This is a genomic window from Aeromonas sobria (genome assembly GCF_000820145.1).
Taxonomy (GTDB): Bacteria; Pseudomonadota; Gammaproteobacteria; order Enterobacterales; family Aeromonadaceae; genus Aeromonas; species Aeromonas sobria.
In genome coordinates, this window is the sequence record NZ_CDBW01000027.1 from 1 (window position 1) to 23919 (window position 23919).

Annotated in this window: 24 protein-coding genes and 1 tRNA gene; 22 read left to right on the forward strand and 3 right to left on the reverse strand. The window is 61.0% G+C overall.

Annotated features, from left to right (window positions below; all coding sequences use genetic code 11):
• Nucleotides 1-201: 201 nt before the first annotated feature.
• From BN1135_RS12700 to hypA, 19 genes are all read left to right on the forward strand, one after another.
• A complete protein-coding gene (locus tag BN1135_RS12700; RefSeq protein ID WP_052443839.1) occupies nt 202-759 on the forward strand; it encodes a hypothetical protein in 558 nt (185 codons plus the stop codon).
• A 226-nt stretch (nt 760-985) separates the two neighbouring features.
• Nucleotides 986-1372 (forward strand): MAPEG family protein, encoded by a 387-nt coding sequence (locus BN1135_RS12705; protein WP_042021615.1) that lies wholly within the window; start codon nt 986-988, stop codon nt 1370-1372.
• A gap of 105 nt (nt 1373-1477) precedes the next feature.
• Nucleotides 1478-2128, forward strand: coding sequence for a hypothetical protein (locus tag BN1135_RS12710; RefSeq protein ID WP_042021618.1), 651 nt, complete (start codon nt 1478-1480; stop codon nt 2126-2128).
• Between the two features lie 354 nt (nt 2129-2482).
• Nucleotides 2483-3163 carry a 4Fe-4S dicluster domain-containing protein gene (locus tag BN1135_RS12715; RefSeq protein WP_042021620.1) on the forward strand — a complete coding sequence of 227 codons (681 nt, stop codon included), beginning with the start codon at nt 2483-2485 and terminating at the stop codon, nt 3161-3163.
• Nucleotides 3163-5046: a hydrogenase 4 subunit B gene (gene hyfB / locus BN1135_RS12720; protein ID WP_042021621.1), complete on the forward strand. Its 1884-nt coding sequence runs from the start codon at nt 3163-3165 to the stop codon at nt 5044-5046. Before BN1135_RS12715 ends, hyfB begins: the two co-directional genes overlap by 1 nt.
• 1 nt (nt 5047) lies before the next feature.
• Nucleotides 5048-6001 (forward strand): respiratory chain complex I subunit 1 family protein, encoded by a 954-nt coding sequence (locus tag BN1135_RS12725; RefSeq protein WP_042021623.1) that lies wholly within the window; start codon nt 5048-5050, stop codon nt 5999-6001.
• A gap of 65 nt (nt 6002-6066) precedes the next feature.
• Nucleotides 6067-7785 carry a hydrogenase large subunit gene (locus tag BN1135_RS12730; protein WP_042021626.1) on the forward strand — a complete coding sequence of 573 codons (1719 nt, stop codon included), beginning with the start codon at nt 6067-6069 and terminating at the stop codon, nt 7783-7785.
• A gap of 9 nt (nt 7786-7794) precedes the next feature.
• A complete protein-coding gene (locus BN1135_RS12735) occupies nt 7795-8352 on the forward strand; it encodes a formate hydrogenlyase complex iron-sulfur subunit (RefSeq protein WP_042021628.1) in 558 nt (185 codons plus the stop codon).
• The gene (locus tag BN1135_RS12740; protein ID WP_042021630.1) at nt 8352-9167 is read left to right on the forward strand and encodes an NADH-quinone oxidoreductase subunit B family protein; all 816 of its coding nucleotides are present in this window, start codon (nt 8352-8354) and stop codon (nt 9165-9167) included. The genes BN1135_RS12735 and BN1135_RS12740 overlap by 1 nt, the downstream gene beginning before the upstream one ends.
• Nucleotides 9160-9573: a formate hydrogenlyase maturation HycH family protein gene (locus tag BN1135_RS12745; protein WP_042021631.1), complete on the forward strand. Its 414-nt coding sequence runs from the start codon at nt 9160-9162 to the stop codon at nt 9571-9573. Before BN1135_RS12740 ends, BN1135_RS12745 begins: the two co-directional genes overlap by 8 nt.
• Complete coding sequence (gene hycI / locus BN1135_RS12750) at nt 9573-10064, forward strand: hydrogenase maturation peptidase HycI (protein ID WP_042021633.1); 492 nt, start codon at nt 9573-9575, stop codon at nt 10062-10064. Before BN1135_RS12745 ends, hycI begins: the two co-directional genes overlap by 1 nt.
• 213 nt (nt 10065-10277) lie before the next feature.
• A tRNA-Sec gene (locus BN1135_RS22170) sits at nt 10278-10369 on the forward strand.
• Nucleotides 10370-10686: 317 nt separating this feature from the next.
• Nucleotides 10687-12126 (forward strand): L-seryl-tRNA(Sec) selenium transferase, encoded by a 1440-nt coding sequence (gene selA / locus BN1135_RS12760; protein ID WP_042021637.1) that lies wholly within the window; start codon nt 10687-10689, stop codon nt 12124-12126.
• Nucleotides 12127-12130: 4 nt separating this feature from the next.
• Entirely contained in the window at nt 12131-14014 is a 1884-nt protein-coding gene (selB, locus tag BN1135_RS12765; RefSeq protein WP_042021639.1) for a selenocysteine-specific translation elongation factor, read from the forward strand.
• On the forward strand, nt 14011-16467 hold the full coding sequence (gene hypF, locus BN1135_RS12770; RefSeq protein ID WP_042021641.1) for a carbamoyltransferase HypF: 2457 nt from the start codon (nt 14011-14013) through the stop codon (nt 16465-16467). Before selB ends, hypF begins: the two co-directional genes overlap by 4 nt.
• Before the next feature lie 5 nt (nt 16468-16472).
• Nucleotides 16473-16724, forward strand: a complete 252-nt coding sequence (locus tag BN1135_RS12775; RefSeq protein WP_042021642.1) for a HypC/HybG/HupF family hydrogenase formation chaperone — start codon at nt 16473-16475, stop codon at nt 16722-16724.
• Entirely contained in the window at nt 16718-17836 is a 1119-nt protein-coding gene (gene hypD / locus BN1135_RS12780; protein ID WP_042021644.1) for a hydrogenase formation protein HypD, read from the forward strand. Before BN1135_RS12775 ends, hypD begins: the two co-directional genes overlap by 7 nt.
• Nucleotides 17833-18837: a hydrogenase expression/formation protein HypE gene (gene hypE, locus BN1135_RS12785; RefSeq protein WP_042021645.1), complete on the forward strand. Its 1005-nt coding sequence runs from the start codon at nt 17833-17835 to the stop codon at nt 18835-18837. The genes hypD and hypE overlap by 4 nt, the downstream gene beginning before the upstream one ends.
• 66 nt (nt 18838-18903) lie before the next feature.
• Nucleotides 18904-19245 (forward strand): hydrogenase maturation nickel metallochaperone HypA, encoded by a 342-nt coding sequence (gene hypA, locus BN1135_RS12790; protein ID WP_005301911.1) that lies wholly within the window; start codon nt 18904-18906, stop codon nt 19243-19245.
• Here hypA and BN1135_RS22455 read toward each other — a convergent pair.
• Nucleotides 19223-19627, reverse strand: a complete 405-nt coding sequence (locus BN1135_RS22455) for a hypothetical protein (protein ID WP_223290134.1) — start codon at nt 19625-19627, stop codon at nt 19223-19225. The two genes, hypA and BN1135_RS22455, sit on opposite strands and share 23 nt — an antisense overlap.
• On the opposite strand from BN1135_RS22455, the gene hypB reads away from it, so the two are divergent.
• Both hypB and BN1135_RS12800 read left to right on the forward strand, forming a co-directional pair.
• Nucleotides 19508-20350 (forward strand): hydrogenase nickel incorporation protein HypB, encoded by an 843-nt coding sequence (hypB, locus tag BN1135_RS12795; RefSeq protein ID WP_213391104.1) that lies wholly within the window; start codon nt 19508-19510, stop codon nt 20348-20350. The two genes, BN1135_RS22455 and hypB, sit on opposite strands and share 120 nt — an antisense overlap.
• 380 nt (nt 20351-20730) lie before the next feature.
• Complete coding sequence (locus tag BN1135_RS12800) at nt 20731-21438, forward strand: substrate-binding periplasmic protein (RefSeq protein ID WP_223290135.1); 708 nt, start codon at nt 20731-20733, stop codon at nt 21436-21438.
• A gap of 94 nt (nt 21439-21532) precedes the next feature.
• Here the strand turns inward: BN1135_RS12800 and yjjG are convergent, their stop codons facing one another.
• Both yjjG and BN1135_RS12810 read right to left on the reverse strand, forming a co-directional pair.
• Nucleotides 21533-22213: a pyrimidine 5'-nucleotidase gene (yjjG, locus tag BN1135_RS12805; RefSeq protein WP_042021651.1), complete on the reverse strand. Its 681-nt coding sequence runs from the start codon at nt 22211-22213 to the stop codon at nt 21533-21535.
• 14 nt (nt 22214-22227) lie between these two features.
• Nucleotides 22228-23727 (reverse strand): M17 family metallopeptidase, encoded by a 1500-nt coding sequence (locus tag BN1135_RS12810; protein ID WP_042021653.1) that lies wholly within the window; start codon nt 23725-23727, stop codon nt 22228-22230.
• On the opposite strand from BN1135_RS12810, the gene BN1135_RS22175 reads away from it, so the two are divergent.
• The gene (locus BN1135_RS22175) at nt 23711-23854 is read left to right on the forward strand and encodes a hypothetical protein (RefSeq protein WP_157830649.1); all 144 of its coding nucleotides are present in this window, start codon (nt 23711-23713) and stop codon (nt 23852-23854) included. The two genes, BN1135_RS12810 and BN1135_RS22175, sit on opposite strands and share 17 nt — an antisense overlap.
• The last annotated feature ends 65 nt before the right edge of the window (nt 23855-23919 follow it).

Below are 23919 nucleotides of genomic sequence, written 5' to 3' on the forward strand. Positions count from 1 at the left end.
TGATTTGGGAAACAACGCCCCTTGTAACACAACTCTCGTTTTGTTGATTAAAAAATCAGCACACGCCACCAAACAAACACCCAGACCTTCAGCTATATACCGACCATTTTGCTACCCAATCCTGAATAGTCAGTTCAAAAACCGTTCATGCCCCTTCGCTACACTGCGCCCTCGTTTATCGCTATCAGGAGCCAGAAAACAATGATGTTGCACCTCAAGAAGAGCACCCTTGCCCTCGTCCTGCTTGCCGCCAGTGGCGCACTTAGCGCCGCCGAAATCGCCAACAACAATATTACCGAGGCCGAGATCAAGGCCGCGCAGGATGGTTGGGGCGCAGCGCTGATCAAGATCAGCGATGACTACCGCGCCGGTGGGATTGAGCGCGCCAAGGCGACCGCCGAGTCAGTGCTCGACAGTGCCTACGGCTACCAGCAGGGGCCGGTGCTGTTCAAGCCGACCCTTGCCGGTGGCGAGCAGACCTTTCGCACCAACCGTGAGGGGGCGCTGGCCTACTTTGTCGGCCACAACACTGCCTACCCCACCGACAAAGGGTTTGCCCTGAAAAACTGGCAGAGCTACCGCTATGACAATGCCGCCGTCTATATCAACGGCGACATGGCGCTGACCATGGGCAAGGTGCATCTGGTGGATCGCGACAACAAGGAGACCACAGTAGACAAGACCTGGGGCTTCAAGAAGGGGGATGATGGCAAGGTGCGCATCGTGCTGCACCACTCCTCCCTCCCTTACGAGGGTTAATGGCGGGGCGCAGTGCTGCGCACCAGCAACACGGTCAACAAACAGTCCTGCCACACCGGCAGGGCGCTTTATTATTGGCACCAGCGCGGTCGATGGCAGGTGAGTAGATGGCGGTCGTGCTGCGGCAGTTTGCTGCTACCCTCAGAGGCAAGCCATTGAGACGCCAAGCAATATTGCATCACTTAAGGCCTGCCACTCGCCATCATCACACCGGGAGCCAGATACCATGACCATTCTGCCTGTTTACGCGGCCCTGCTCGCCCTGCTGTTTGTGTTGCTGAGCATCCGCACCATTCGTACCCGCCATAGCCGCAAGGTGGCGCTGGGGCACGGGGATGATCCCGCCATGTTGCGAGCCATGCGGGTGCATGCCAATTTTGCCGAGTATGTCCCCCTCGCCCTGCTGCTGATCTATTTTGTCGAAGCCACCAGCCAGTCCCCCTGGCTTATCCATCTACTGGGGTGTGCCCTGTTGCTTGGCCGCTTCTGTCACGCTTTTGGCATGAGCCGCACGCCGGAGAACTTCCGTTATCGGGTAGCGGGAATGGGGCTGACCTTCACGGTGATCCTGGTGAGCGCGGCCCATATCCTGATCACGGCGCTGCTACCCTGACTCAGCCGTCACGGATAAACGGCGGCACGGTCGGGTTGCTCTATTCTTCTTGGCAGTCATCGCAACACATCTGCTTAATAACTAAGCCCGGTTCAGGAGTGCGATATGAAGTGGATTGGCTGGTTACTGCTTGTCGGGCTGACCCCCGTAGCCCACGCAACCCCGCTAAAGCTGGCGGCAGCGGTCGAGCACACCGCGATATTGCACCCTTTTATTCATGACTGGTTTGGCAGGGCGGGTATCGACTTTCAGTTGATCCCCTGCACTTACGCCCGCTGCGAGAAGCTGATTGAGTCGGTGAATGCAGTCGATGGCGACATGGCCCGGATCAAGGGCTTTGATCAGACCCATCCCCACTTGCTGCAGGTCGGCGCCCCCCTCTCGGAAGCGGCGATTTATGGCAAGCCACGGGATAACCCGAACTGGCCCCCAGCCAAAGGGGCCATGATTGGCTGCCTGCGTGGCAATCAGTGGTGTGAACGCAACCTCGGCAACTATCAGGTCATCTGGTTAAACGATGAGAAGCAGGGCCTTGCCCAACTACACAGAGGCAAAGTGGACTGGATCATCAAGATGCGCGCCGCCTATCAACCTGCGCTGGCGGCCCCCTGGCAGAAGATCGCCAAAGAGCAGGTCTTTCTCTATCTCGATAAAAAGCACCGCGCGGATATTGCGGCCCTGCTCAAGGTGCAGCTGGTGTTGATCAACAACGGCCGCTGGCTGGCGATGCAAAAACAGTATCTTTCAGCCATCTAGCGCTATTCTCGCAGCCCTTCATCAAGCCGATTGGCATCGCCGAAAAACAAAAGCCCTGCCACATCGGCAGGGCTTTTTGTGTTGCGCCCGCGCACGCAAGAAACAGCGCCGCTCGGCAGAAAACCCTATCGACAACTCATTTACTGCCTATGTGACGATCCCTCCCCCGCCCTTCGTCACAAGTGACGAACGTCACATTTCGACACCGTTCGGCCTCTTCATCACGGCGCGACAAGAAAATTAAATCCCTTTTAAAACATAACTTTAAATCCATTTTCTCGCCCATTGTCAATCTGGCCCGTATTTTGCCAACCTGCCCCTATTCTCTCCGTTCGCGACACGACAAGGTAGGCTATGAACCGCTTCGTTATCGCTGACCCCAAGCTTTGTATTGGCTGTGGCACCTGTATGGCGGCCTGCAGTGAAGTACACAAGGCGCAAGGTTTGCAGCAAGCCCCCCGTTTAACCGTTATGCGACACGAGCAGGCGACCATGCCGGTTCAGTGCCGTCACTGTGACGATGCCCCCTGCATCAAGGTGTGCCCGGTCGAGGCGATCCGCCAGACCGGGGATTGCGTGCAACTCAACGAGTCGCTCTGCATCGGCTGCAACCTGTGCGCCGTGGCCTGTCCGTTCGGTGCCATCCAGAGCGGTGGCAGCCGTCCGGTGGCCATGGCCAACAGCTACGACACCTATATCCCCTGCTCCATCCGCTCCAGCAACCCCTCCACCTCCGCCGGTCTGCGCTGCTTTGGCGAGGATCTGCTGAGCTGGGAACCGGGGGTGCGCAGCATCGCCGTCAAGTGTGACCTGTGCGAATTTCGCGCCGACGGCCCGGCCTGTGTCGGAGCCTGCCCCTCCCAGGCACTGAGCATCGTCAACGACACGGCCTGCGCCAACGCCGCCCGCGATCGCCGCCTGCAAGCGGCCAATGCTCACCCGCAAGGTGCCCCCGCATTCTCGGCCTCTGCTTGCTCGGCCGTCACGACTGTGCCTGTTTCACCCGACGCTTCAACCACTGAGGGATCCTGCTGATGTTGTCCCCCCTTGTTATGGGCACGCTCCTGCTCTTTTTGCTGGGCGCTGCCGCCGGTTTGCTGCTGCAAAAGCTGCCCGCACTGGCCAACCGCCTCAATAGTGGCTTTGCCCTGCTGGGGTCACTCTCGGGCTTGGTCGCCGCCATCCAGATCTTTGCTCAAGGCGCGCCCGTCGACGGCCAGCTCTGGCTGCTGGGCTCGGTTCACCTCGATATGCTGGCCGCACTGATACTGCTGGTGATTAGCACCGTCGGCGTCGCCGTCGCCCTCTACTCCTTTGCCTATATCCGCGAATATCAGGGCAAGGGGGATGTGGCCATCGGCGCGCTGATGAACCTCTTCCTCTTTGCCATGGTGGGCATGGTACTGGCCGACAACGCGCTCGGTTTCTTGCTCTGCTACGAGCTGGTGACCCTCACCACCTACTGGCTGGTCAAGACCAACCCCGAGGCCGCCAAACAGAGCCGGCTTTACTTGGTGATGAACCATATCGGCATGGCGCTGGTGCTGGTCGCCTTCTGGCTGCTCTGCCGCGAAAGCGGCTCGCTGGAGTTCGCCGCGCTGCGCGAGCACCATCTGGCGGGCGCCCTGGCCTCCCTGGTGTTCCTGCTCAGCTTCTGCGGCTTTGGCCTGCGCGCCGGTTTCGTGCCGCTGCACGGCTGGCTGCCGGTGGCCGAGCCCGTTGCCCCCTCCCATATCTCGGCGTTGATGTCTGGGGTGATGGTGAAGCTCGGTCTGTTTGGCATTCTGCGAGTCAGCATCGACTTTCTCGGCGCCAGCCAGCTCTGGTGGGGCTACATGGTGCTGATCTTCGGTGCCTGCTCGGCAGTGCTCGGGGTGCTGTTTGCGCTGGCCGAACACGATCTCAAGCGGCTGCTCGCCTACCACACGGTGGAGAACATCGGCATCATCCTGATGGGGATGGGGATCGGCATGATCGGCATCGCCAACCAGCAACCGGCACTGGTGGTGCTGGGGCTGCTCGGCGCGCTTTATCACCTGCTCAACCACGCCATCTTCAAGAGCCTGCTCTTTATGGGCACCGGATCTGTGATGTTCCGCCTGCACACCCGCGACATGGACAAGATGGGTGGGCTGGCCAAGCTGATGCCCTGGACCGCGCTGGCGTTCCTGATCGGCGCCATGGCCATCTCGGCGCTGCCGCCCCTCAACGGCTTTGTCAGCGAGTGGTTTATCTATCAGGCGCTGCTTTCCATGACCAAGCTCGGCACCTCAGTCGTCGCCCCGCTGGCGGTGGTGATGCTGGCAGTGACCGGCGCTATGGCGGTGATGTGTTTCGTCAAGGTGTATGGCATCTGCTTCTGCGGCGCACCGCGCAGCGAAAAAGCGAGTCAGGCCCGCGAAGTACCCAATGCCATGGTGGCAGGCACCCTGCTGCTGGCCGCCGTCTGTCTGGTGCTGGGTCTGGGCGCCCCCTGGATTGCCCCCTTTGTCAGCGGCTACGGTCAGGCCCTCGTCTCTTCTCACCTCATGGGCCAGATGAGCGTGGCCACTGGCGCCACCCTGCTGCCGCTCGACAGCTCACAGGCGATCCTCTCCCCGCCCATTATCGCCATCACCCTGCTGGGGCTGTTCCTCATCCCGCTGCTGGTCGTGGCCATCTTCAAGGGTCCCAAGCTCGGTCGTCGTCACGCCGGTACGCCGTGGGCCTGCGGTTACGCCTACGAGGAGCGCATGAGCCTCACCTCCGGCGGTGTCACCCACACCCTGCGCCAACTCTGTGCCCCGCTCTATCGCAAGCAGCCCCAGCTTGATCTGGCTACTGCCCTGCACGGGGTGAGCGCGTCTCCCTCTGCCGCTGGCTGGCTGTTGCACGGCCTTGTGCTGGTGCTCTTTATCCTGATGGCTGTAGGAGTCTGATATGCCTGTTCTTGAAATGCCGAGCTGGGGCATGGTTGCCCTCGCCCTCACCCAGGCCATCGCCATGCTGGCGTTGGCGCCGCTGGCCACCGGTTTCAACCGGGTGCTGCGGGCCAAAATGCACTCCCGTCAGGGGCCGGGCCTGCTGCAGGATTACCGGGATATCGGGAAGCTCCTGCGCCGCCAAGAGGTGACCCCCGAGCCTGCCGGCATCATCTTCAACCTGATGCCTGCGCTGCTGATCGCAGCCCTGTTGCTGGTAGGGATGGCGCTGCCGACCCTGACCCACGAGTCCCCCTTTCCCATCGCCGGGGATCTCATCACCGACATCTATCTGTTCGCCATCTTCCGCTTCTTCTTCTCTCTGGCGGGTCTGGACAGCGGCAGCATGTTTGCCGGGATCGGTGCCCGCCGCGAGCTGACGCTGGGCATTCTGGTTGAGCCCATTCTGGTGCTCTCCTGCTTCATCATGGCGATGATGGTGGGCAGCTCGGATCTGGGCAATATCAGCAGCTATGTGGCCAACCAGCCGCTGGCCGCGCCCATCGCCACCCTGTTGGCGGGGGGCGCCTGCGCTTTCGCGGTGTTTGTGGAGATGGGCAAGCTGCCCTTTGACTGCGCCGAAGCCGAGCAGGAGCTGCAGGAGGGGCCGCTCACCGAGTACTCGGGCGCTGGGCTGGCCCTGCTCAAGCTCTCCATTGGCCTCAAGCAGCTAGTGGTGGTGCAGCTCTTTTTGGTGATCTTCCTGCCTTTCGGCAAGGCGGCGAACTGGAGCCTGCCCGCGCTGGCGCTGGCAACCCTGATCCTGCTCTGCAAGCTGCTGGTGGCCTTTGGACTTGCGGGCATTATCGAGAACTCCATGGCCCGCACCCAGTTCGTGCGCACCCACAAGCTCACCCGCTATGGCTTGGGGCTGGCACTGCTGGCGCTGCTCGCCTATCTGGTCGGGGTATAACTCATGAGAGCCATCACAGCTGCTTTTTTCGATTTCATCATTTGCGAATTTAAAGTGAGAACTGCATGACCATCGCCATCCAGGATCGCATCGGTTGCGACTATATCCAGCAACTGCGACAGCAACTGCCCCACGCCATCATCGACGAGCAGTGGCAGACCGCCGATCAGGCCACCCTGACCGTCAAGCCCACCGATCTGGTGGCCCTCACCAGCCTGATCTTCCACAAGCAGGGGGGTTGGCTCTCGGTCTCGTTTGCCAATGACGAGCGCAGCCTCAACGGCCACTTCGCCGTCTACCACGTCTTCTCCATGGAGGGCGACACCAAGAGCTGGATCACCGTCAAGGTACTTGTCAACGCCATCGAGCAGGAGTACCCCTCCATCACCCCGACCATTCCGGCGGCGGTGTGGGGCGAGCGGGAGATCCGCGACATGTACGGCCTGCGCGCCGTCGGCCTGCCGGACGAACGCCGTCTGGTACTGCCGGACGACTGGCCGGAGGATATCCACCCCTTGCGCAAAGACGCCATGGATTATCGCCAGCGCCCGATGCCTACCACCGACACCGAGACCTACCCCTTCGTCAATGAGCTCGGCAGTGATGCCAACCGCATCGTGCCGGTGGGCCCGCTGCACATCACCTCGGATGAGCCGGGACACTTTCGTCTGTTCGTCGATGGGGAAGACATCATCGACGCCGACTACCGCCTCTTCTATGTCCATCGCGGCATGGAGAAGCTGGCGGAAACCCGTATGGGCTACAACGAAGTGGCGTTTCTGACCGACCGGGTCTGCGGCATCTGCGGCTTCACCCACAGCGTCGCCTACACCACCTCGGTGGAGAACGCCATGGGCATTAAGGTGCCCGAGCGGGCCAAGATGATCCGCGCCGTGCTGCTGGAAGTAGAGCGCCTGCACAGCCACATCCTCAACATCGGCCTGTCGAGCCACTTCACCGGTTTCGACACCGGCTTTATGCAGTTCTTCCGGGTGCGGGAGAAATCCATGACCCTGGCCGAGCTGCTGACCGGTGCCCGCAAGACCTACGGCCTCAACCTGATTGGCGGGGTACGCCGCGACATTTTCAAGGAAGATCGCATCAAGGGCGCCCAGCTGGTGCGGGAACTGCGTGATGAGCTCAAACCCCTGGTGGCCATGCTGCTGGATACCGCCAATATCACTTCCCGTCTGGTGGGGATAGGCCGCCTCGACCCGCAAGTGGCCCGCGATTTCAGCTGCGTCGGCCCCATGGTGCGGGCCAGCGGCTTCAAGCGCGACGTGCGCCGGGTCCACGACTTTGCCGCCTATCGCGAGCTGCCGATGGAGATCCAGACCCTGGCGGGTTGCGACGTGCAGTCCCGGGTGCTGGTGCGCATCCACGAGCTCTACGACTCCCTCGACATGATTGAGTTTGGCCTTGAGCACCTGCCGGAAGGGCCGCTGCTCACCGAAGGCTTCACCTATCAGCCGGGCAAGTTTGCGCTGGGCTTTACCGAAGCGCCCCGCGGCGAGAACGTCCACTGGAGCATGACCGGCGATAACCAGAAGCTGTTCCGCTGGCGCTGCCGCGCCGCCACCTACGCCAACTGGCCCGCCCTGCGCTACATGCTGCGCGGCAATACCGTCGCCGATGCGCCGCTGATCATCGGCAGTCTGGATCCCTGCTACTCCTGTACCGATCGGGTCACCCTGGTCGACCCCAAGAAGGGCAAGTCCACCGTGGTCTCCTACAAGGAGATCGAGCGCTACGGTATCGACCGCAAAAACTCTCCGCTCAAGTAAGGGGTCATCATGATCAAGCTGTTCAAGACCATCCTCAAGGCTGGCACACCGACCGCCAAGTACCCCTTCGCCCCTTACGAGGTGAACCGGGATTTTCGCGGCAAACCGAAATATCAGGCGGATCAGTGCATCGCCTGCGCCGCCTGCACCAAGGCCTGCCCGGCCAACGCCCTGGTGATGGAAGTGGATATGGAGACCGGCGAGCGACGCTGGGAGATCTCCATGGCGCGCTGCATCTTCTGCGGCTGCTGCGAAGAGGTCTGCCCGACCCGCGCCATCGCCCTCTCTCCCGAGTTCGAGCTGGCGGTGACCAACAAAGCTGACTTGTATGAGGAGGCCCGCTTCGCGCTGGCCCCCTGCACCCTGTGCGGCACCTACTTTGCCCCGAGCAAACTGGTGGCGCTGGTGGAGGACACCCTCAAGCAGGCAGGCACGCCGCTGACTACCCCGGAGCGGCTGCACCACTGCCCCGACTGCAAACGAAAACAGAGCATGCTGAGCCAGCCTGACTCGGCCATGACCACACCGATTGCCGCACCGATTACCACACAACAGGAGTGGATGTGATGAGCAAGATCAAAGGCATAGAACCGGTTGTCGGCCATGCCCATACCCGCGCCGTGCCGCTGGCACAGGATCCCGAGATCACCAAACTCAAGAAGACCCTGCTCAAAGACATTCGCCGCTCGGCCTATGTCTATCGGGTCGATTGCGGCGGCTGCAACGCCTGCGAGATCGAGATCTTCGCCACCATCACCCCGCTGTTCGATGCCGAGCGCTTCGGCATCAAGGTGGTCGCCTCTCCCCGTCACGCCGACATCCTGCTCTTTACCGGCGCGGTGACCCGGGCGATGCGGGTACCGGCCCTGCGCGCCTATGAAGCGGCGCCCGATCCCAAGATCTGCATCGCCTACGGCGCCTGCGGCTGTGACGGCGGCATCTTCCACGATCTCTATTGCGTCTGGGGCGGCACCGACAAGATCGTGCCGGTGGATGTCTATATCCCCGGCTGCCCGCCTACTCCGGCGGCCACCATCTATGGCTTTGCGGTGGCGCTCGGTCTGCTTGAGCAGAAACTGACCGCCACCAGCCACGAGGTGCAACCGGGTGAGCGGGTCGAACTGCGCCACACCGGCATCCCCAATGAAATTCGGGTAATGATCGAGCGCGAAGCGCGCCGCATGGCCGGTTACCGTCAGGGACAGATCATCGCCGACGAGTTTATGGCGCTGCTCGAAGGGGCGACCCAGCAGGATGTGGATCTGCGCATCCAGAGCTATCTCGATCAGCATAACGACCCGCGCCTGGCGGAGATCGTCAACAACCTGGCCAACGCCTGCCTCAATCGCGCGGCAGGCAAGGGAGAGGCAGTGCATGGCTGATCAGGTTTTCTTCTACCGCCTGTCGCGCAAGTTTGTCGACGAGCAGTTCGATGTGCCCGAAGAGGCCAAAGAGGTGATGTACTACAGCCTCGCTATCGGCCATCACCTCGGCATCGTCGATTGCCTCAGTGCCGATCTGGTCTGCCCGCTAACGGGTTATCGCGACTGGGTGGCCAAGCTGCCCTTTGGTAGCGAGGCGCGCCGCAAGATGGAGGGGTTTCTCACCTTTGGCGAGATCACCATCTATCGCGAGCACTGCCACATGCTGGCCTGCGCCTTCGACCGGCTGCGCAAAGCCGACAATGTGCTCGATGAACAGCAGTTGGGCTGGACCAACACCTTTATGGATCAGCTCACCGCCCTCTATAACGATCCCCATATGTACCTGATGGTAAGGAGCCGCTGATGGGCTGCAATCTCGTGTTGACCGTGGGCAATGCCATGATGGGTGACGATGGCGCCGGTCCCTATCTGGCGGACAAGCTGCAAGCCGCCCCCCTGCCCGGCTGGATCCATATCGACGGCGGCATAGCGCCAGAAAATGTGGTCTACAAGGTGCGGGAGTTGCAACCGGAGCGGGTGGTGCTGGTGGATGCCGCCGAGATCGGCGAAAAGGCGGGCACCCTGCAGGTGATCCCCCCCGAAACCATCGCCGAGATGTTTATCTTCTCGACCCACAATATGCCGCTCAATTTCCTGATCGACGAGCTCAAGACCTTTGTCCCCGAGGTGATTTTTGTCGGGGTGCAACCGGCCATCGTTGCGTTCTCCTTCCCGATGACCGAGATGGTGAGTGAGGCGATGGATTATCTTTATCAGCATCTTGATGCCGCCAAAGATACCAGCTTGTTAATAGAGCGACTAGACCAGTGGAATATTACCAACGCCGAGCGATAACTATTTATAAAGTTGTTAACGACCGCTATTGACCAAGGGTTCCGGCAATGTAATCACGGCCCGATGTTAAATTAAAAACATCGGGCTAATTGTGCGGAACTTGATATAAAACAAGGTTCTTTGGATTTTTCAAAAAATCGCTAACTCTCGCTTTTTTATCACAAAAAAAGCGTTGCCAGTCACAGAAATTTGCCACAAAATGGCGGCCATTACGGAAGTTGATGGGGTCTGGTGGCCTCCTCGGTCTTCAAAACCGATGTGAGCCGAGAAGGCTTTGGCAGGTTCGATTCCTGCCTCTTCCGCCAAATTCATATATTGGACAAATACTCTCTCGCTGAGTTTTATCGGCCTGAATGCTATTTTTAATCGCTTGTTCAATATGTTAGAAAGAATACCTTAGTAAAAGGTGCTTGCCGCTTGCCAATATAATCCGAACACAGGTTATCTCGCTGGCCAAAAATTAATTTATCCGCATCAATGAAGCATTCATTTATACCCGCTCATTTATGCAAAATGTTTGCAGCAATCCGCAAACCGCCAGCAGTGCCATAACCCGTCAGCTCGGCCTCTCTATCGGCGAACCGGTGTGCATATCAAACCCACGCACTGCCCTGGTAATCCCATGCCGAACCCGTCTCACGCGCCAGCCATCGCCCACTCCCACAGCCAGCCCGAATCACATGTGATGGGTGACAGCGCCCAGCGCCGCCTGCCACAAGTGGAACAGCTGCTGCAGCAACCTTTTCTCGCCGGGTTTATCGAGGCGCTGAGTCGCCCGCTGGTAACCCAGGCGGTGCGCGATACCCTGAGCGAACTGCGCCAGAGCGAGGCGTTTCGCCAACATGGGGTCACCCCCGAGCAGATCGAGGCGCTGATTGCCAAGCGCTGCCAGCAGCAGCAGCGCCAACGCCATACCCGGGTGATCAACGCCACCGGCACCCTGGTGCACACCAATCTGGGGCGCTCGCCGCTCAGTCACGAGCTGTGGGACGAGGTTCGCGACCTCAACACCGGCTACAACAATCTGGAGCTGGATCTCGCCACCGGCAAGCGCGGCGGGCGCAAGGGGCTGATCGCTCCCCTGCTCCGTTGCCTCACCCAGGCCGAAGATTCACTGGTGGTCAACAACAACGCCGCCTCCCTCTTCTTGCTGCTGCAAGAGGTGGCCAAGGGGCGCGAGGTGATCGTCTCGCGCGGTGAGCAGATCCAGATTGGCGGCGGCTTTCGCATCCCCGATATTCTGGCGCTCTCCGGCGCCAAACTGGTAGAGGTGGGCACAACCAATATCACTACCGCCAAGGATTACCTCGATGCCATCACCGATCAGACCGCGCTGGTACTGATGGTGCACAAATCCAATTTCGCCATTCGCGGCTTTACCGAATCCCCCGATATTGGCGAAGTGGCCCGCGCCCTGCCAGAACACGTGGTGCTGGCGGTGGATCAGGGCTCAGGCTTGACCACCGAAGAGTTTGCACCGGATGAAACCTCGGTGCGCCAGTACATCAAGGCGGGGGCGGATCTGGTCTGTTACTCCGGCGACAAGCTGCTGGGGGGCCCGCAATCGGGCATCATCAGCGGCCGCAGCGATCTCATCAAGCGGCTGGAAAAACACCCCATGATGCGCACCTTCCGCCCGAGCCGCATCGTCTACTCCCTGCTGGAACGGCTGCTCATCCACAAGCTCAACAAATCCCCCATCGGCGAGGGCATTGCCCAGCGCACCTTGAGCAACCCGACTGCCATGCAGGCCCGGGCCAATCAGCTGATGGCCGCCCTGCCCGGCTGCTTTGTGCCGGTCCCCGCCCAACTGGTGGTGGGCGGCGGCACCCTGCCGGACCAGTTCTACCCGGCACCGGCGCTCGAATGCACCGACCCGCGTCCGGCCCAGCAGCTGCTCGATGCCCTGCGCGAACTCCCCGTCCCGGTGATTGCCACCGTGCGCCAGCAGAAGGTGCTGCTCAATATGGCCACCCTGCTGCCGACCGAGATGGAACTGCTGATCGCCCAGCTTCACGAGTTGCTGTTGCCCTCCCCGATCAATGCAACCGAGGAGTCCTGATCCCATGACCCCCTATCGCGCCGTTATCGGTCTTGCTGGCCACGTAGATCACGGCAAGACCCTGCTGATCCAGGCCCTCACCGGCATCACCACCGCCCGTGCCCACGAGCAGGCCATCGGCATGACCCAGGATCTCGGCTTTGCCCACTTCGACGACGGTCAGGGCAACACCATCGGTGTCATCGATGTGCCCGGCCACGAGCGCTATATCCGCAACATGGTGGCGGGGCTCTGGAGTCTGGATCTGGTGCTGCTGGTCATTGCCGCCGATGAGGGGTGGATGCCGATGACCGGCGATCACCTGCGCCTGCTCAAGGCGATGGGGGTGCCGCGCCTGCTGGTCTGCATCAACAAGTGCGATCTGGTCTCCCCCGACGAGCTGGCACTCCTTGAAGAGAGCCTGCTGGAGCGGGTGATGGACGAGAGCGGCATGGTGCCCGATATCGTCAGCGTCAGCGCCAAAACCGGCGCCAACATGGCCGCCCTGCACACCGCCATCGTGCGCCAACTTGCCGATCTGCCAGCATCGCACGCTACCCGCGAGCAGGCCGCCCCGCGACTGTATGTAGACCGCGTCTTTACCGCCAACGGCACCGGCACAGTGCTCACCGGCACCCTGCAGCAGGGCAGCCTCAAGGTGGGGGACAAGCTGCGCCTCTACCCCGCCGATCGGGAAGTGCAGGTGCGCTCCCTGCAGGCCTATCACCAGAGCGTCGACGAGATCGGCGCTGTCTGCCGGGTGGCGGTGGGGCTGAAAAAAGTGCCCCACAAGGAGGTGGCCCGCGGCCACTGCCTCACCAGCGCAGCTGGCCAGTGCGAGGCGGCAACCCACCTTATCGTGCGACTCAACACCGAGAGCTTGAGCAGCAAGACGCTACGGACGCAGGAAGTGGAAGTGGCCCTCGGCAGCTGGCACGGCCGGGCCCGCTTTGTACCAATAAAAGACACCCGGCTGGCACGGCTGATCTTTGCCAGCCCCATCCCCTGCTTCTTTGGCCAGCCACTCGCCATCATTCGCCACGGCAGCAGTGAACTGCTGCATGGCGCCCGCATCGTCTGGTGCGGCGACATCCACCCCGCCAGACGCAAAGCACTACATGCCCTGCTGGGCGATCTGCCTGATGAGCTGGATCGCTACAACCCTGCCGCCCTGCAGCTGGGGCTCAACGGCTATGTGCTGGCCAGCCGCTTTGACCAGCGGCCAGAGCAGGTCACCCCCCTCGGTGAGTGGCTGCTGGATAACCACTGGCTGGCCCAGAGCCGCGATCAGCTGCTCGCTACCTTGGCAAACGAACCACTGAGCACCGCCGAACTGGCGACCCGCTTCGGCATCGCCCTGCCGGTCACTCAGGCCCTGCTCCATCAGCTCAAAAGCGAGCAGCTGATACGCCTGCACCATGACAAGTGGCAGCCGGGCAGCGGCGAGTCGGAAGATGATTTGGGGGAAGAGGCGCTGCTGGTGCTCAAGGTGGTGCGAGATCAAGGCAAGGAGGGTTACGAGCCCGGTAAACTGGGCCCCGGCGGCGTGGAACTGGATCCCTTTATCACTCGCAAGCTGCCCGCGGCCCTGCAGCAGGGCTTGCAGCAAAAGGGCGCGTTGCAAAAGCAGCTACGCAATCTGGCGCGACTCAAGTATCTGGTGCAGCTCGATGGCCCCATCTACTACGACACCGTGCTTTACAACCAGATGGTTGCCGCCGTGCTGGCGGGCCAGCAGGTGGGAGATCTTATCGACATGGCATCCTTAAAGGAGATCACCGGCTTGTCGCGTAAATACGCCATTCCGTTCTGCCTGCGCATGGAGATGGATGGCTGGGTGCGGCGCGAGGAGAACGAGCGTCGGGTGCTACGCTTACCAGCGACTCAAGATGAGATGGAGCCGGCATGAGCGCCACCATCGCCCTCTCTATCGCTTCCAATCCTGCTGCCAACCGGCTGCGCCGCGAATTTCATATGGACGGCATAGTACAGGGGGTCGGCTTTCGCCCCTTCGTCTACGGGCTGGCACTGCGCCACGGCCTTACCGGCTATGTCTTGAACGATGCCAATGGCGTCACCATAGGCGCTGAAGGCTCCCCCGAGCAGCTAGCCAGCTTTGCCCGCGAACTGCGCGACTTGGCGCCGCCGCTTAGCCGTATCGATCATTTCAGTGAGCGGGAACTGCCCCGAGACGCTAACTCCGAACATAATCCCGACTACGACGGCGCCTTTCATATCAAAGCGAGCCAACAGCAGAGCGCCGCCACGGTCGCCATCTCGCCGGATCAGGGAATGTGCGAGGCATGCGCCACGGATGTGGCCAACCCCAAAGATCGTCACCACCACTACCCCTTTACCAACTGCACCCACTGCGGCCCGCGCTACACCATCATCCGCCGCCTCCCCTACGATCGGCCCCACACAGCCATGGCGGGCTTTGCCATGTGCCCGCGCTGCGCTGCGGCCTATGAAAACCCGCTGGACAGACGCTACCACGCCCAGCCGGTGAGCTGCCCCGAGTGCGGGCCCCACCTCAGCTGGCGCACCGGCCGTGGCGATGCCCTGGCCAAGCGGGAGGATGCCTTGCAAGCGGCTGCCCGCGCCTTGCGAGCAGGAGCCCTGATTGCGGTCAAGGGGATGGGTGGCTATCACCTGATATGTGATGCCCGTAATGAACAGAGTGTTGCCAGATTGCGAACACTCAAGCGGCGTGAGCGCAAGCCGCTGGCGGTGATGATGGGCTCCCTTGCCGAGGCCAAATTGCATGTCACCGGCTGCGAGGCGGAGTGGCAGCTGCTCGCTTCTCAGGCCAGACCCATCACCCTGCTGCGCAAACGCAAAAACGATGATCGGCCGTCAGAATCCCAACTGACAACCGCGCCGCTGGCCGAGGGGATCGCCCCCGGCATCCCCTACCTTGGGGTCATGCTCCCCTATACCCCGCTGCACCAGCTGCTGCTGGATGCCTGCGCCATGCCGCTGGTGGCCACCAGCGCCAATGGTCGCGGCAGTCCGATCCTTGTCGAATGCGAAGCGGTGGTCAGGGAGCTCGGCAGCGAGATTGACGGCATCCTGGATCACAACCGCCCCATACTTCACCCCTGCGACGACAGTCTGGTGCAGTGGGCAGGCGGGCGACGCCAAACTTTGCGCCTCGCCCGGGGTTATGCCCCCTGCACCCCCAGCCTGAAACAGGCGGTCAAGGTGCCGCTTCTTGCAGTCGGGGCGCAGCAGAAGAACCAGCTGGCGCTGGCCTTCGGTCGCCAGCGCATCTACAGCCCCTATATCGGCGATCTGCACAGCCTGCCGATGCAGGGTCACTTCGAGCAGACCCTCGCTACCTTTCGCGATCTCTACGATCTCAAACCCGAACTGCTGGTGTCGGACTGCCACCCCGGCTACCTCAGCCACCAGTGGGCCAAGGGCTATTGCCGCGAGCACAGCGCCACCCATATCGAGGTGCAGCACCATCACGCCCACCTGCTGGCAGTGATGGCCGAGCATGACATCACTGGCCCTGTTCTGGGTTTTGCCTTTGACGGCACCGGCCTTGGGGATGACGGCACCCTCTGGGGCGGCGAGCTGCTGCTGGCTGATGTGAAGGGCTTTACGCGCGTTGCCCACCTCAGGCCCTTCAAGCTGATCGGCAGCGAGGCGGCCATCCGTGAGCCGGTGCGCCAACTGCTGGGACTGCTGTTCGAATCCTATGACTTGGAGCAGATCCGCGCCCTCGATATTCCGTTGGTAAGCAAGCTACCTATCGAGCGGATCCGCAATCTACACCAGCTCTGGCATCTCGGTCGCAACGCCCCCTATACCAGCTCCATCGGCCGCCTGTTCGATGCCGTGGCGGCGCTGCTGGGCCTTGTCGATACCCCCGACTACGAGGGAGAGGCGGGACTCTTGCTGGAGGCAGCCGCCTTGCAGCTGACACCGGATAAATTACCCTTCCCCCTCGTCTTTGGCCTGCACCAGCCAGCGGAGGGGCCACTGCAGATCGAGTGGGCAGAGCTGCTCAATACCCTTGTCAGCGAGCGGCGCAAAGGCACCTCAACCGCCCGCCTGGCCGCCGGTTTTATCCACGCCATCAGCAAGCTGGTGGTTGCCCTGGCCGAGCGCTTCCCCGGCTATCCGGTGGCGCTCGGGGGCGGCGTGTTTCAAAACCGGGTGCTGATGGACGAGCTGGTGCCCGCGCTCGAAGCGACCGGCCGGCAGGTATTGACCAGCGCAACCCTGCCGCTCAATGACGGTGGCATCGCCGCCGGTCAGCTCTGGTTTGCCATCCACCATCTTGCGGCGCACCAACCTTCCATCTCCTCTCTTGCTGCCATAAAAAGTGGCGCCACCTTGTCGGAGTCCTGAAATCCATGTGTCTATCCATCCCCTCTCAGGTAGTGCAGCTGCACCCCGAAGATAACTGCGTCACCGTCGATACCCTGGGGGTACAGCGGCGCGTCAGCTGCATGCTGCTCGAAGAGACCCTCAACCTCGGCGACTATGTGCTGCTCCATATCGGCTTTGTGATGAGCAAGATTGACGAAGAGGAGGCGCAGGCCAGCCTGGAGAGCTTCCGCCAGATGGTGGCCCTGATGCCCGATCAGGATATCTTGCCATGCTGACCTTGAATGACCTGTTTCAGGGCTTTCGTCAGCCCGACGTCATCCGCGCCCTCGCCGCGCAAATTACCGAACTGGCCAAAGATCTGCCCGAACCGCTGCGGGTGATGGAGGTGTGCGGCGGCCATACCCACACCATCATGAAGTACGGCCTGCCCCAGTTGCTGCCAGCCAGCATCGAGTTTGTCCACGGTCCCGGCTGCCCGGTCTGCATCATGCCCAAAGAGCGCATCGATCAGGCCATCGAGCTGGCCCGCCAACCCAACGTCATTCTGGTCACCCTGGGGGACATGATCCGGGTGCCGGGCTCCAAAGGCACGCTGGCCCAGCAGCGCGCCAGGGGGAGCGATATCCGCCCCGTTTATGACCCCCTCGACGCCCTGCGCATCACCCGTGAGAACCCGGAGAAAACCGTGGTCTTCTTCGCCATCGGTTTCGAGACCTCCACCCCGATGACAGCCGCGCTCTTGGCAGCAGCAGAAGAGCAAGGGGTCGAGAACCTCTTGTTTCATATCAACCATGTGCTGGTGCCCCCCGCCATTCACGCGGTGATGGCCGACGGGGTCGCCAAGGTCAACGCCTTTATCGGCCCCTCCCATGTCAGCGTCATCACCGGCGCCGATATCTACCTGCCTATCGTCGATCGCTATCAGGTGCCGGTGGTGGTGAGCGGCTTCGAGCCAGTGGATGTGATGGAGGCGCTGCTGATGATGGTGCGCCAGAAGGTGGAGGGTCGCTACGCGCTGGAGGTGCAGTACACCCGCGCCGTGACTGCCAGCGGTAATAAAGCCGCCCAGCGGCTGGTCGAGCGCTTTTTCGAGACCCGCGAGCATTTTCGCTGGCGAGGTCTGGGGGACATCAATGCCTCCGCCCTGCGCCTGCGGGATGCCTTTGCCAAGCGCGATGCGGAGCGTCACTTCCAACTTGATCAGACCCCCATAGATGACCACAAGGCGTGCCAGTGCGCCGATATTCTGCGCGGCCTGGCCAAGCCCAATCAGTGCAAAGTCTTTGGCCGGGGCTGCACCCCGACCCAGCCCATGGGCAGCTGCATGGTCAGCTCCGAAGGGGCCTGCAATGCCTACTACCGATATATGGGGATCCAGGAGCAATGAGAGAAATCCAACTTAGCCACGGCGGCGGCGGCGTCGAGATGAATCAGCTGATCAACCAGCTCTTCTTTCGCCACTTTGGCAACGAGATCCTGCTGCGCGGGGAAGATGCCGCCCTGCTGCCAGTAAGCGGGCCCGTCGCCTTCACCACCGACAGCTTTACCGTCTCGCCGCTGTTCTTCGAGGGGGGCGATATCGGCAAGCTGGCCATCGCCGGCACGGTCAATGATCTCGCCATGATGGGGGCTAAGCCCGAGTATCTGAGCGCCAGCTTTATCATCGAGGAGGGGTTCCCCTACGCCGATCTCGCCCGCATCGTTGAGTCGATGGCCGCAGAGCTGGCTAAGAGCGGCGCCCGTATCGTCTGTGGCGACACCAAAGTGGTGCCCAAGGGGGCGGCCGACAAGATCTTCATCAACACCAGCGGGGTCGGCACTTTCCCGCTGCCCGAACAGAGCCGGGGCATCTCGGTGCGCAACCTCAAAGCCGGTGACGCCATTCTGGTGTCGCGGGATATCGGCAGCCACGGCGCCTGCATCCTGATGGCCCGTGATGCCCTGCAACTGGGATCTGATCTGAAAAGCGACTGCACCACCCTCTGGCCGCAGGTAGAAGCGCTGCTGAAGGCAGGCATTACCCCTCACGCCCTGCGCGATGCTACCCGCGGTGGCCTTGCCGCCGTGCTGAATGAATGGAGCAGCGCCTCCGGCGTTGCCATCGAGCTGGAGGAGTCCGCCATTCCGGTCTGCGATCCGGTACGCGGCCTGTGCGAGCTCTACGGTTTCGAGCCCCATGATCTCGCCAACGAGGGAACCATGGTGCTTGCCCTGCCTGCCGAACAGGCGCAAGACGCGCTGGGCATCTTGCGACAATTCAACCCCGCCGCCAGCCAGATCGGCGTGGTGCAGACGAGTGATCGCCACAAGGTGATCCTCAATAACCCTTGGGGCAGCCGCCGTTATCTGGAGCTGCCGCAAGGGGAACTCCTCCCGCGGATCTGCTGATCGGCCATGCCGTTCACCCAATGACAGGGGGGAGTCACTCCTCCCCATATCGGTTAAGGAGCCACCATGCACGAAATGTCTCTGGCCATGGCCGCCATCGATCTGGCGGCCGAACAGGCCACCCAGCGGGGCTTTAACAAGGTGACCGCCCTCTGGCTCGAGGTCGGCAGCTTCTCTTGCGTTGACCCGGACACCATCGCCTTCTGTTTCGAGGCTGCCGCCAAGGGCACTGCCGTCGAAGGGGCCCAGCTTCACTTTCAGCACCAGGCGGCAGAGGCCTGGTGTTACGACTGCAACCAGACGGTCACCCTCACCGAGCGCGGGCAAGCCTGTCCCGAGTGTGGCGGATACAAATTACGAGTCGCGCAGGGCGATAGCCTGCGCATCACCGACATCGAGGTAAGTTGATATGTGTAGCGTATGCGGATGCGGCCAGGCGCGGATCGCCGGCCATGAAGATGATCACGACCATGCCCACCACCACGATCAAGACCATAAACACGCTCATGATCACCACCATGAACATGGCCACCAGCACGATCACCATCATGCCCATGACGCGCATCATCACCATGACCACGAGCAGAGCGCACCGCGCACCCTGATCATTCACCACCACTACCACCATCAGGGTGATGTTCATCATCACTACCACGGGGTGCGGGCACCCATGAGCCACGAGGGCCATGATCAGCCCCATGAGCACCACCATGATCACCCCCACGACCATCATCATGATCATCCCCACTCTCATGATCACGGGCGTGACCATGACCATGACCATGACCATGACCATGACCATGACCATCAGCAGGGTGATCTGCACTATGGCAAAGGGGAAGCGGGATTGTCGGTCCCCGGTATGGGGCAGCGTCAGCTGATCGCCATCGAGATGGATGTGCTGGCCAAGAACAACAAACTGGCCGCCCACAACCGCGAGCACTTCGACGAAGCAGCCCAGCTGGTGCTTAACCTGGTGTCGAGCCCGGGTTCAGGCAAGACCACTTTGCTGTGCGAAACCTTGCGCCAGCTGGCCGACAAGCGCCCCTGCGCGGTGATCGAAGGGGATCAGCAGACCAGCGCCGATGCGGATCGCATCCGTGCCACCGGCGTCCCTGCCGTGCAGATCAACACCGGCAAGGGCTGCCATCTGGACGCCAAGATGGTCCACGACGCCTGCCACCAGCTGCCTGCCAATGAAGGGGGCATCCTCTTTATCGAGAACGTGGGCAATCTGGTCTGCCCCGCCAGCTTCGATCTCGGCGAGAAGTACAAGGTGGCGATCCTCTCCGTCACCGAGGGGGAGGAGAAGCCCCTCAAATACCCGGACATGTTTGCCGCCGCCCAGCTGATGGTGATCAACAAGATTGATCTGCTGCCCTACGTCAGCTTTGACGTGGCCCGCTGCATCGAGAACGCCAAACGGGTCAACCCCTATATTCAGGTGATCCAGGTCAGCGCCACCACAGGTGAAGGGATGGATGCCTGGCTTAACTGGCTGGCTACGGCCTGAGCCGGTGTGATGCCACTGCATCCATGACAGTTGCAGCCACATCTTGCTAGCAAGTGAGTGAACGAGCCATCAAGCCAATGCCAGTCAGGTAACCCTGACTGGCATTGTTTTTATTCCCTTGATTCATCTTTGCTTGCTGCGGTCCAGCCCTCACCGGGAAGGGATAAGCCTCTGACATAACCACCGGCTGATTTCACACCCACGCCCTGTAAGGGCTGCAAGTCTGTGTCTGTGCTCAACCCTCAACCGTTACTCCTCAACACTGGTTACTACATCGTTCCTGTCCGATACTAAACAGCATCAGCAGGTTCGAGGGATGCGTTGTGTACAGACTCTTGTTGTTATGGTGTTTGTGTTACCAGGCTACGGCACAGGAGTCATTGGTCGTCGGCTGGGTCAATTGGCAGCCCTTCAGTTATCGCAATGAACAACAGCAGATCAGCGGACTGGATGTGGAGCTGCTCAACGCCATCTTCCAGCGGGCCAACTATCAGGCCAAATTCAGTGAAATGCCCTGGGCTCGCGTGCTGCACGAGCTGAAATTCGGCACGGTTCAACTGGCGATGTCCGCCAATATCACCACCGAGCGGCAGCAATATGCCCGCTTCAGCCACCCTTATCGGGAAGAGGAGACGGCCATCGTCATCCGTCGGCAAGATGTCGAACGCTGGCGCGGGATCACCACCCTCGAGCAGCTGATCAACACCCCCGACTTTCATATCGGGGTACTCAAGGGCTTTGATTACGGCAATACCTTCCGCCAGTTGATGGCTCGGCCCGAGCTGCAGTCCCGCCTTCAAATGCGCCTGCGGCTGGAGCAGCTGTTGAAGATGTTGCAAGGGGGGCGGATCCAGGGATTTATTCTGGATCCCCACGGCCTGCAGGAGTGGCGTCATAAGGATGAGTTGCAGGATGGTCTGCATATTCTGCTGCGTATCGAGCTGACACCGGTTCACCTGATGCTAAGCAAAAAGAGCACCACAGAGACGCAACTGCAACAGATCAACCTGGCCATCGAACAGTTGAAACAGAGCCCCGACTATCAACAGATCCTCGATCGTTACCAGTTCAAATCCCTACACCCATAAGAACATGCCCATAACCATAAGAAAGGGGAGCGTCTGCTCCCCTGTCTGACTCAAGCAACCTCTTACTACGACTTGCATGCGTAGCCTGTGCCTGTTAGCGCCCCAGCACAATGTCAGCAAGATGGGCGAAGTGATGGATCTCGTGGGTGGCATCGCACTCGCCTGCTTGCCGCTCGGGGTTGTACCAGCAGGTCGCCAGCCCCTGCGCCGCCGCACCGGCGATATCGGTTTTCGGGTTGTCACCCACCATCAGCACACGAGCCGGATCAGGCTGCCCCATCAGGGAGAGGGTGTGCTGGAAAATGGCCGGATCTGGCTTGGTCACCCGGATCTCGTCCGAGATCACCAGCGGCTCAAACCATTCGCTCCAGCCAAGTTTGCCGAGGCGCCCCCGCTGAGGAACGCTGAAACCATTGGTGATGATCCCCATCCGCACCTTGCGGCGCAGCTGTTGCAGGGTCTCGATAACCCCCTCAAGGGGCATGCTCAGCGTGACTATCTGTTCCAGAAAGGTGTTGTTCATCGCCATGGGGTCGGCAGCGACCTGTTTGGCAAACAGGGCGAAACGGGTCTGCTGCAATGCAGTGGCATCGATCTCCCCATCATTGTATTGCTGCCAGAGCCCGTGGTTGAGTGCATGGTACTGCGCCATGCTGGCATCATCGGCTTGCACACCGTAATGCAGAAGGGTACGTGTCAGCGCGGCGGCGACCGGGAAATCGAGCAGGGTTTCATCCAAATCGAACAGCACCCAGTCATAGCTTGGTTGTTTCACAGCAGTCCTTGTTATCAGTCAGATAGATCGGAGATATGGTGCCCGACTCTACCGAGCGGGCCGGCCAGCAGATCCAGCGTGAGGCGCACGCCAAAACCGGTCACTTCACTGGAAACCACCCCATTGCCCCCCTTGTTGCGAAAACCGCTCAGGTCAAAATGCAGCCAGGGGGTCTGCTCGGGCACGAAGTGAGCGAGGAAACGGGCTGCATCGATATGATCCGGCGAGCTGCCCGGCGCACACTGCAACAGATCGGCCCACTCGCTCTCGATGTTGTCGTCAAAATCATCATCGAGCGGGAAGGGCCAGATCCGCTCGCCGCTGCGCTGTCCCAGCTTGACCAGCGAAGGCAACCACTCGATTCGGTTGGTAAAGACGCCGCTGTAACGGCTGCCCAGTGCCCGTTTGCAGGCCCCGGTCAGGGTCGCGTAATCGAGCAGCAGATCCGGGGTATCCTGAACCGCCATCGCCAATGCGTCTGCCAACACCATCCGGCCTTCGGCATCAGTATCAACCACCTCAATGGTGGTGCCATTGAGGGCTGTGACTACCTCACCGGGCCGATAGGCATGAGGACCGATATGGTTCTCGGCAATGGCCAGCCAGCAGTGCACCTCGTAAGGTAGCTGGGCACGGCTGATGGCATAGAGGCTGCCCAGCGCCACCGCACTGCCCCCCATGTCCAGATGCATGCCATACATGCTGCCAGCCACCTTGAGGTTATAACCGCCAGAGTCATGGCAGATCCCCTTGCCCACCAGCGCAATCCGGCGCACCGGTTTGGGCGGGTAGTAACTGAGCTTGACCATGGCGGCCTGATTGTCTTCCGAGCCACGAGACACTGCCAGAAAGGCCCCCGCCCCCAACTCGGCCAGCTGGGCCTGATCATAGTGGTGACACTGCCACCCCTCATCCTGCGCCAGCTGAGTAACAAACTCGCGATAGCTGGCGGCGGTCAGCTCGGAAGCCGGTAACACCGCCAGATGGCGAGCCAAGCCATTGCCCCCGGCTTCGCTGTAGAGGCGCGCCAGATCCAGCACCACCGCCGGGGAGACCCGGATCTGCTGATAGCTCCAGCTGCTTTCGCTACGACGCTTGCTGGTCGGCAACGGAATATTGGCGGCCAGCAAGGCTGACAACAGCAATTCGGCCAGCATCACCCGTTCAGAAGGGGGAAAACCTTCCAGATGCAGCCCGAGCCGCTCCACATTGAGCCCAGAGAGAGGGGCTATCCAGCTTTTGACCTGTTTGTAGAGACGGTGGTCTCGCGTCACGCTGCCTGCCACAAATACCACCAGCAACAGCGTGGCGCCGTGCATCAGGGAAAAGGGTGCCTTTTGCCCGAGGGCAAGCTGGATTTTGACACCGGCAAACACCGGCAGCGTCAATAATGCCTCTTTTTGCTCTTCGGCGATCAGCAACAACTGCAACGGTAGCCCCTGGGCAAGGGCCTCGGCCAGCGTGGCATCCTGGCTTTCAATAGCGGGAGGAAGATAGGTGAAAGGTGTGATCACAGGAGCGCGCCTCATCCATGAAGAGATACCTGATGATACCCAACAAATGGCCGATACGACCAGTTTTGGTCTTGAAAAAGCGTCAGAAATAGCAGTAATCACCACAGAGCGAAATGCTTGCGGATGATTGTTCAATAACAGGGGAGTGGCAATACAAGGAGGGAATTATCTGAAAGTTGGTTGCGGGGGCCA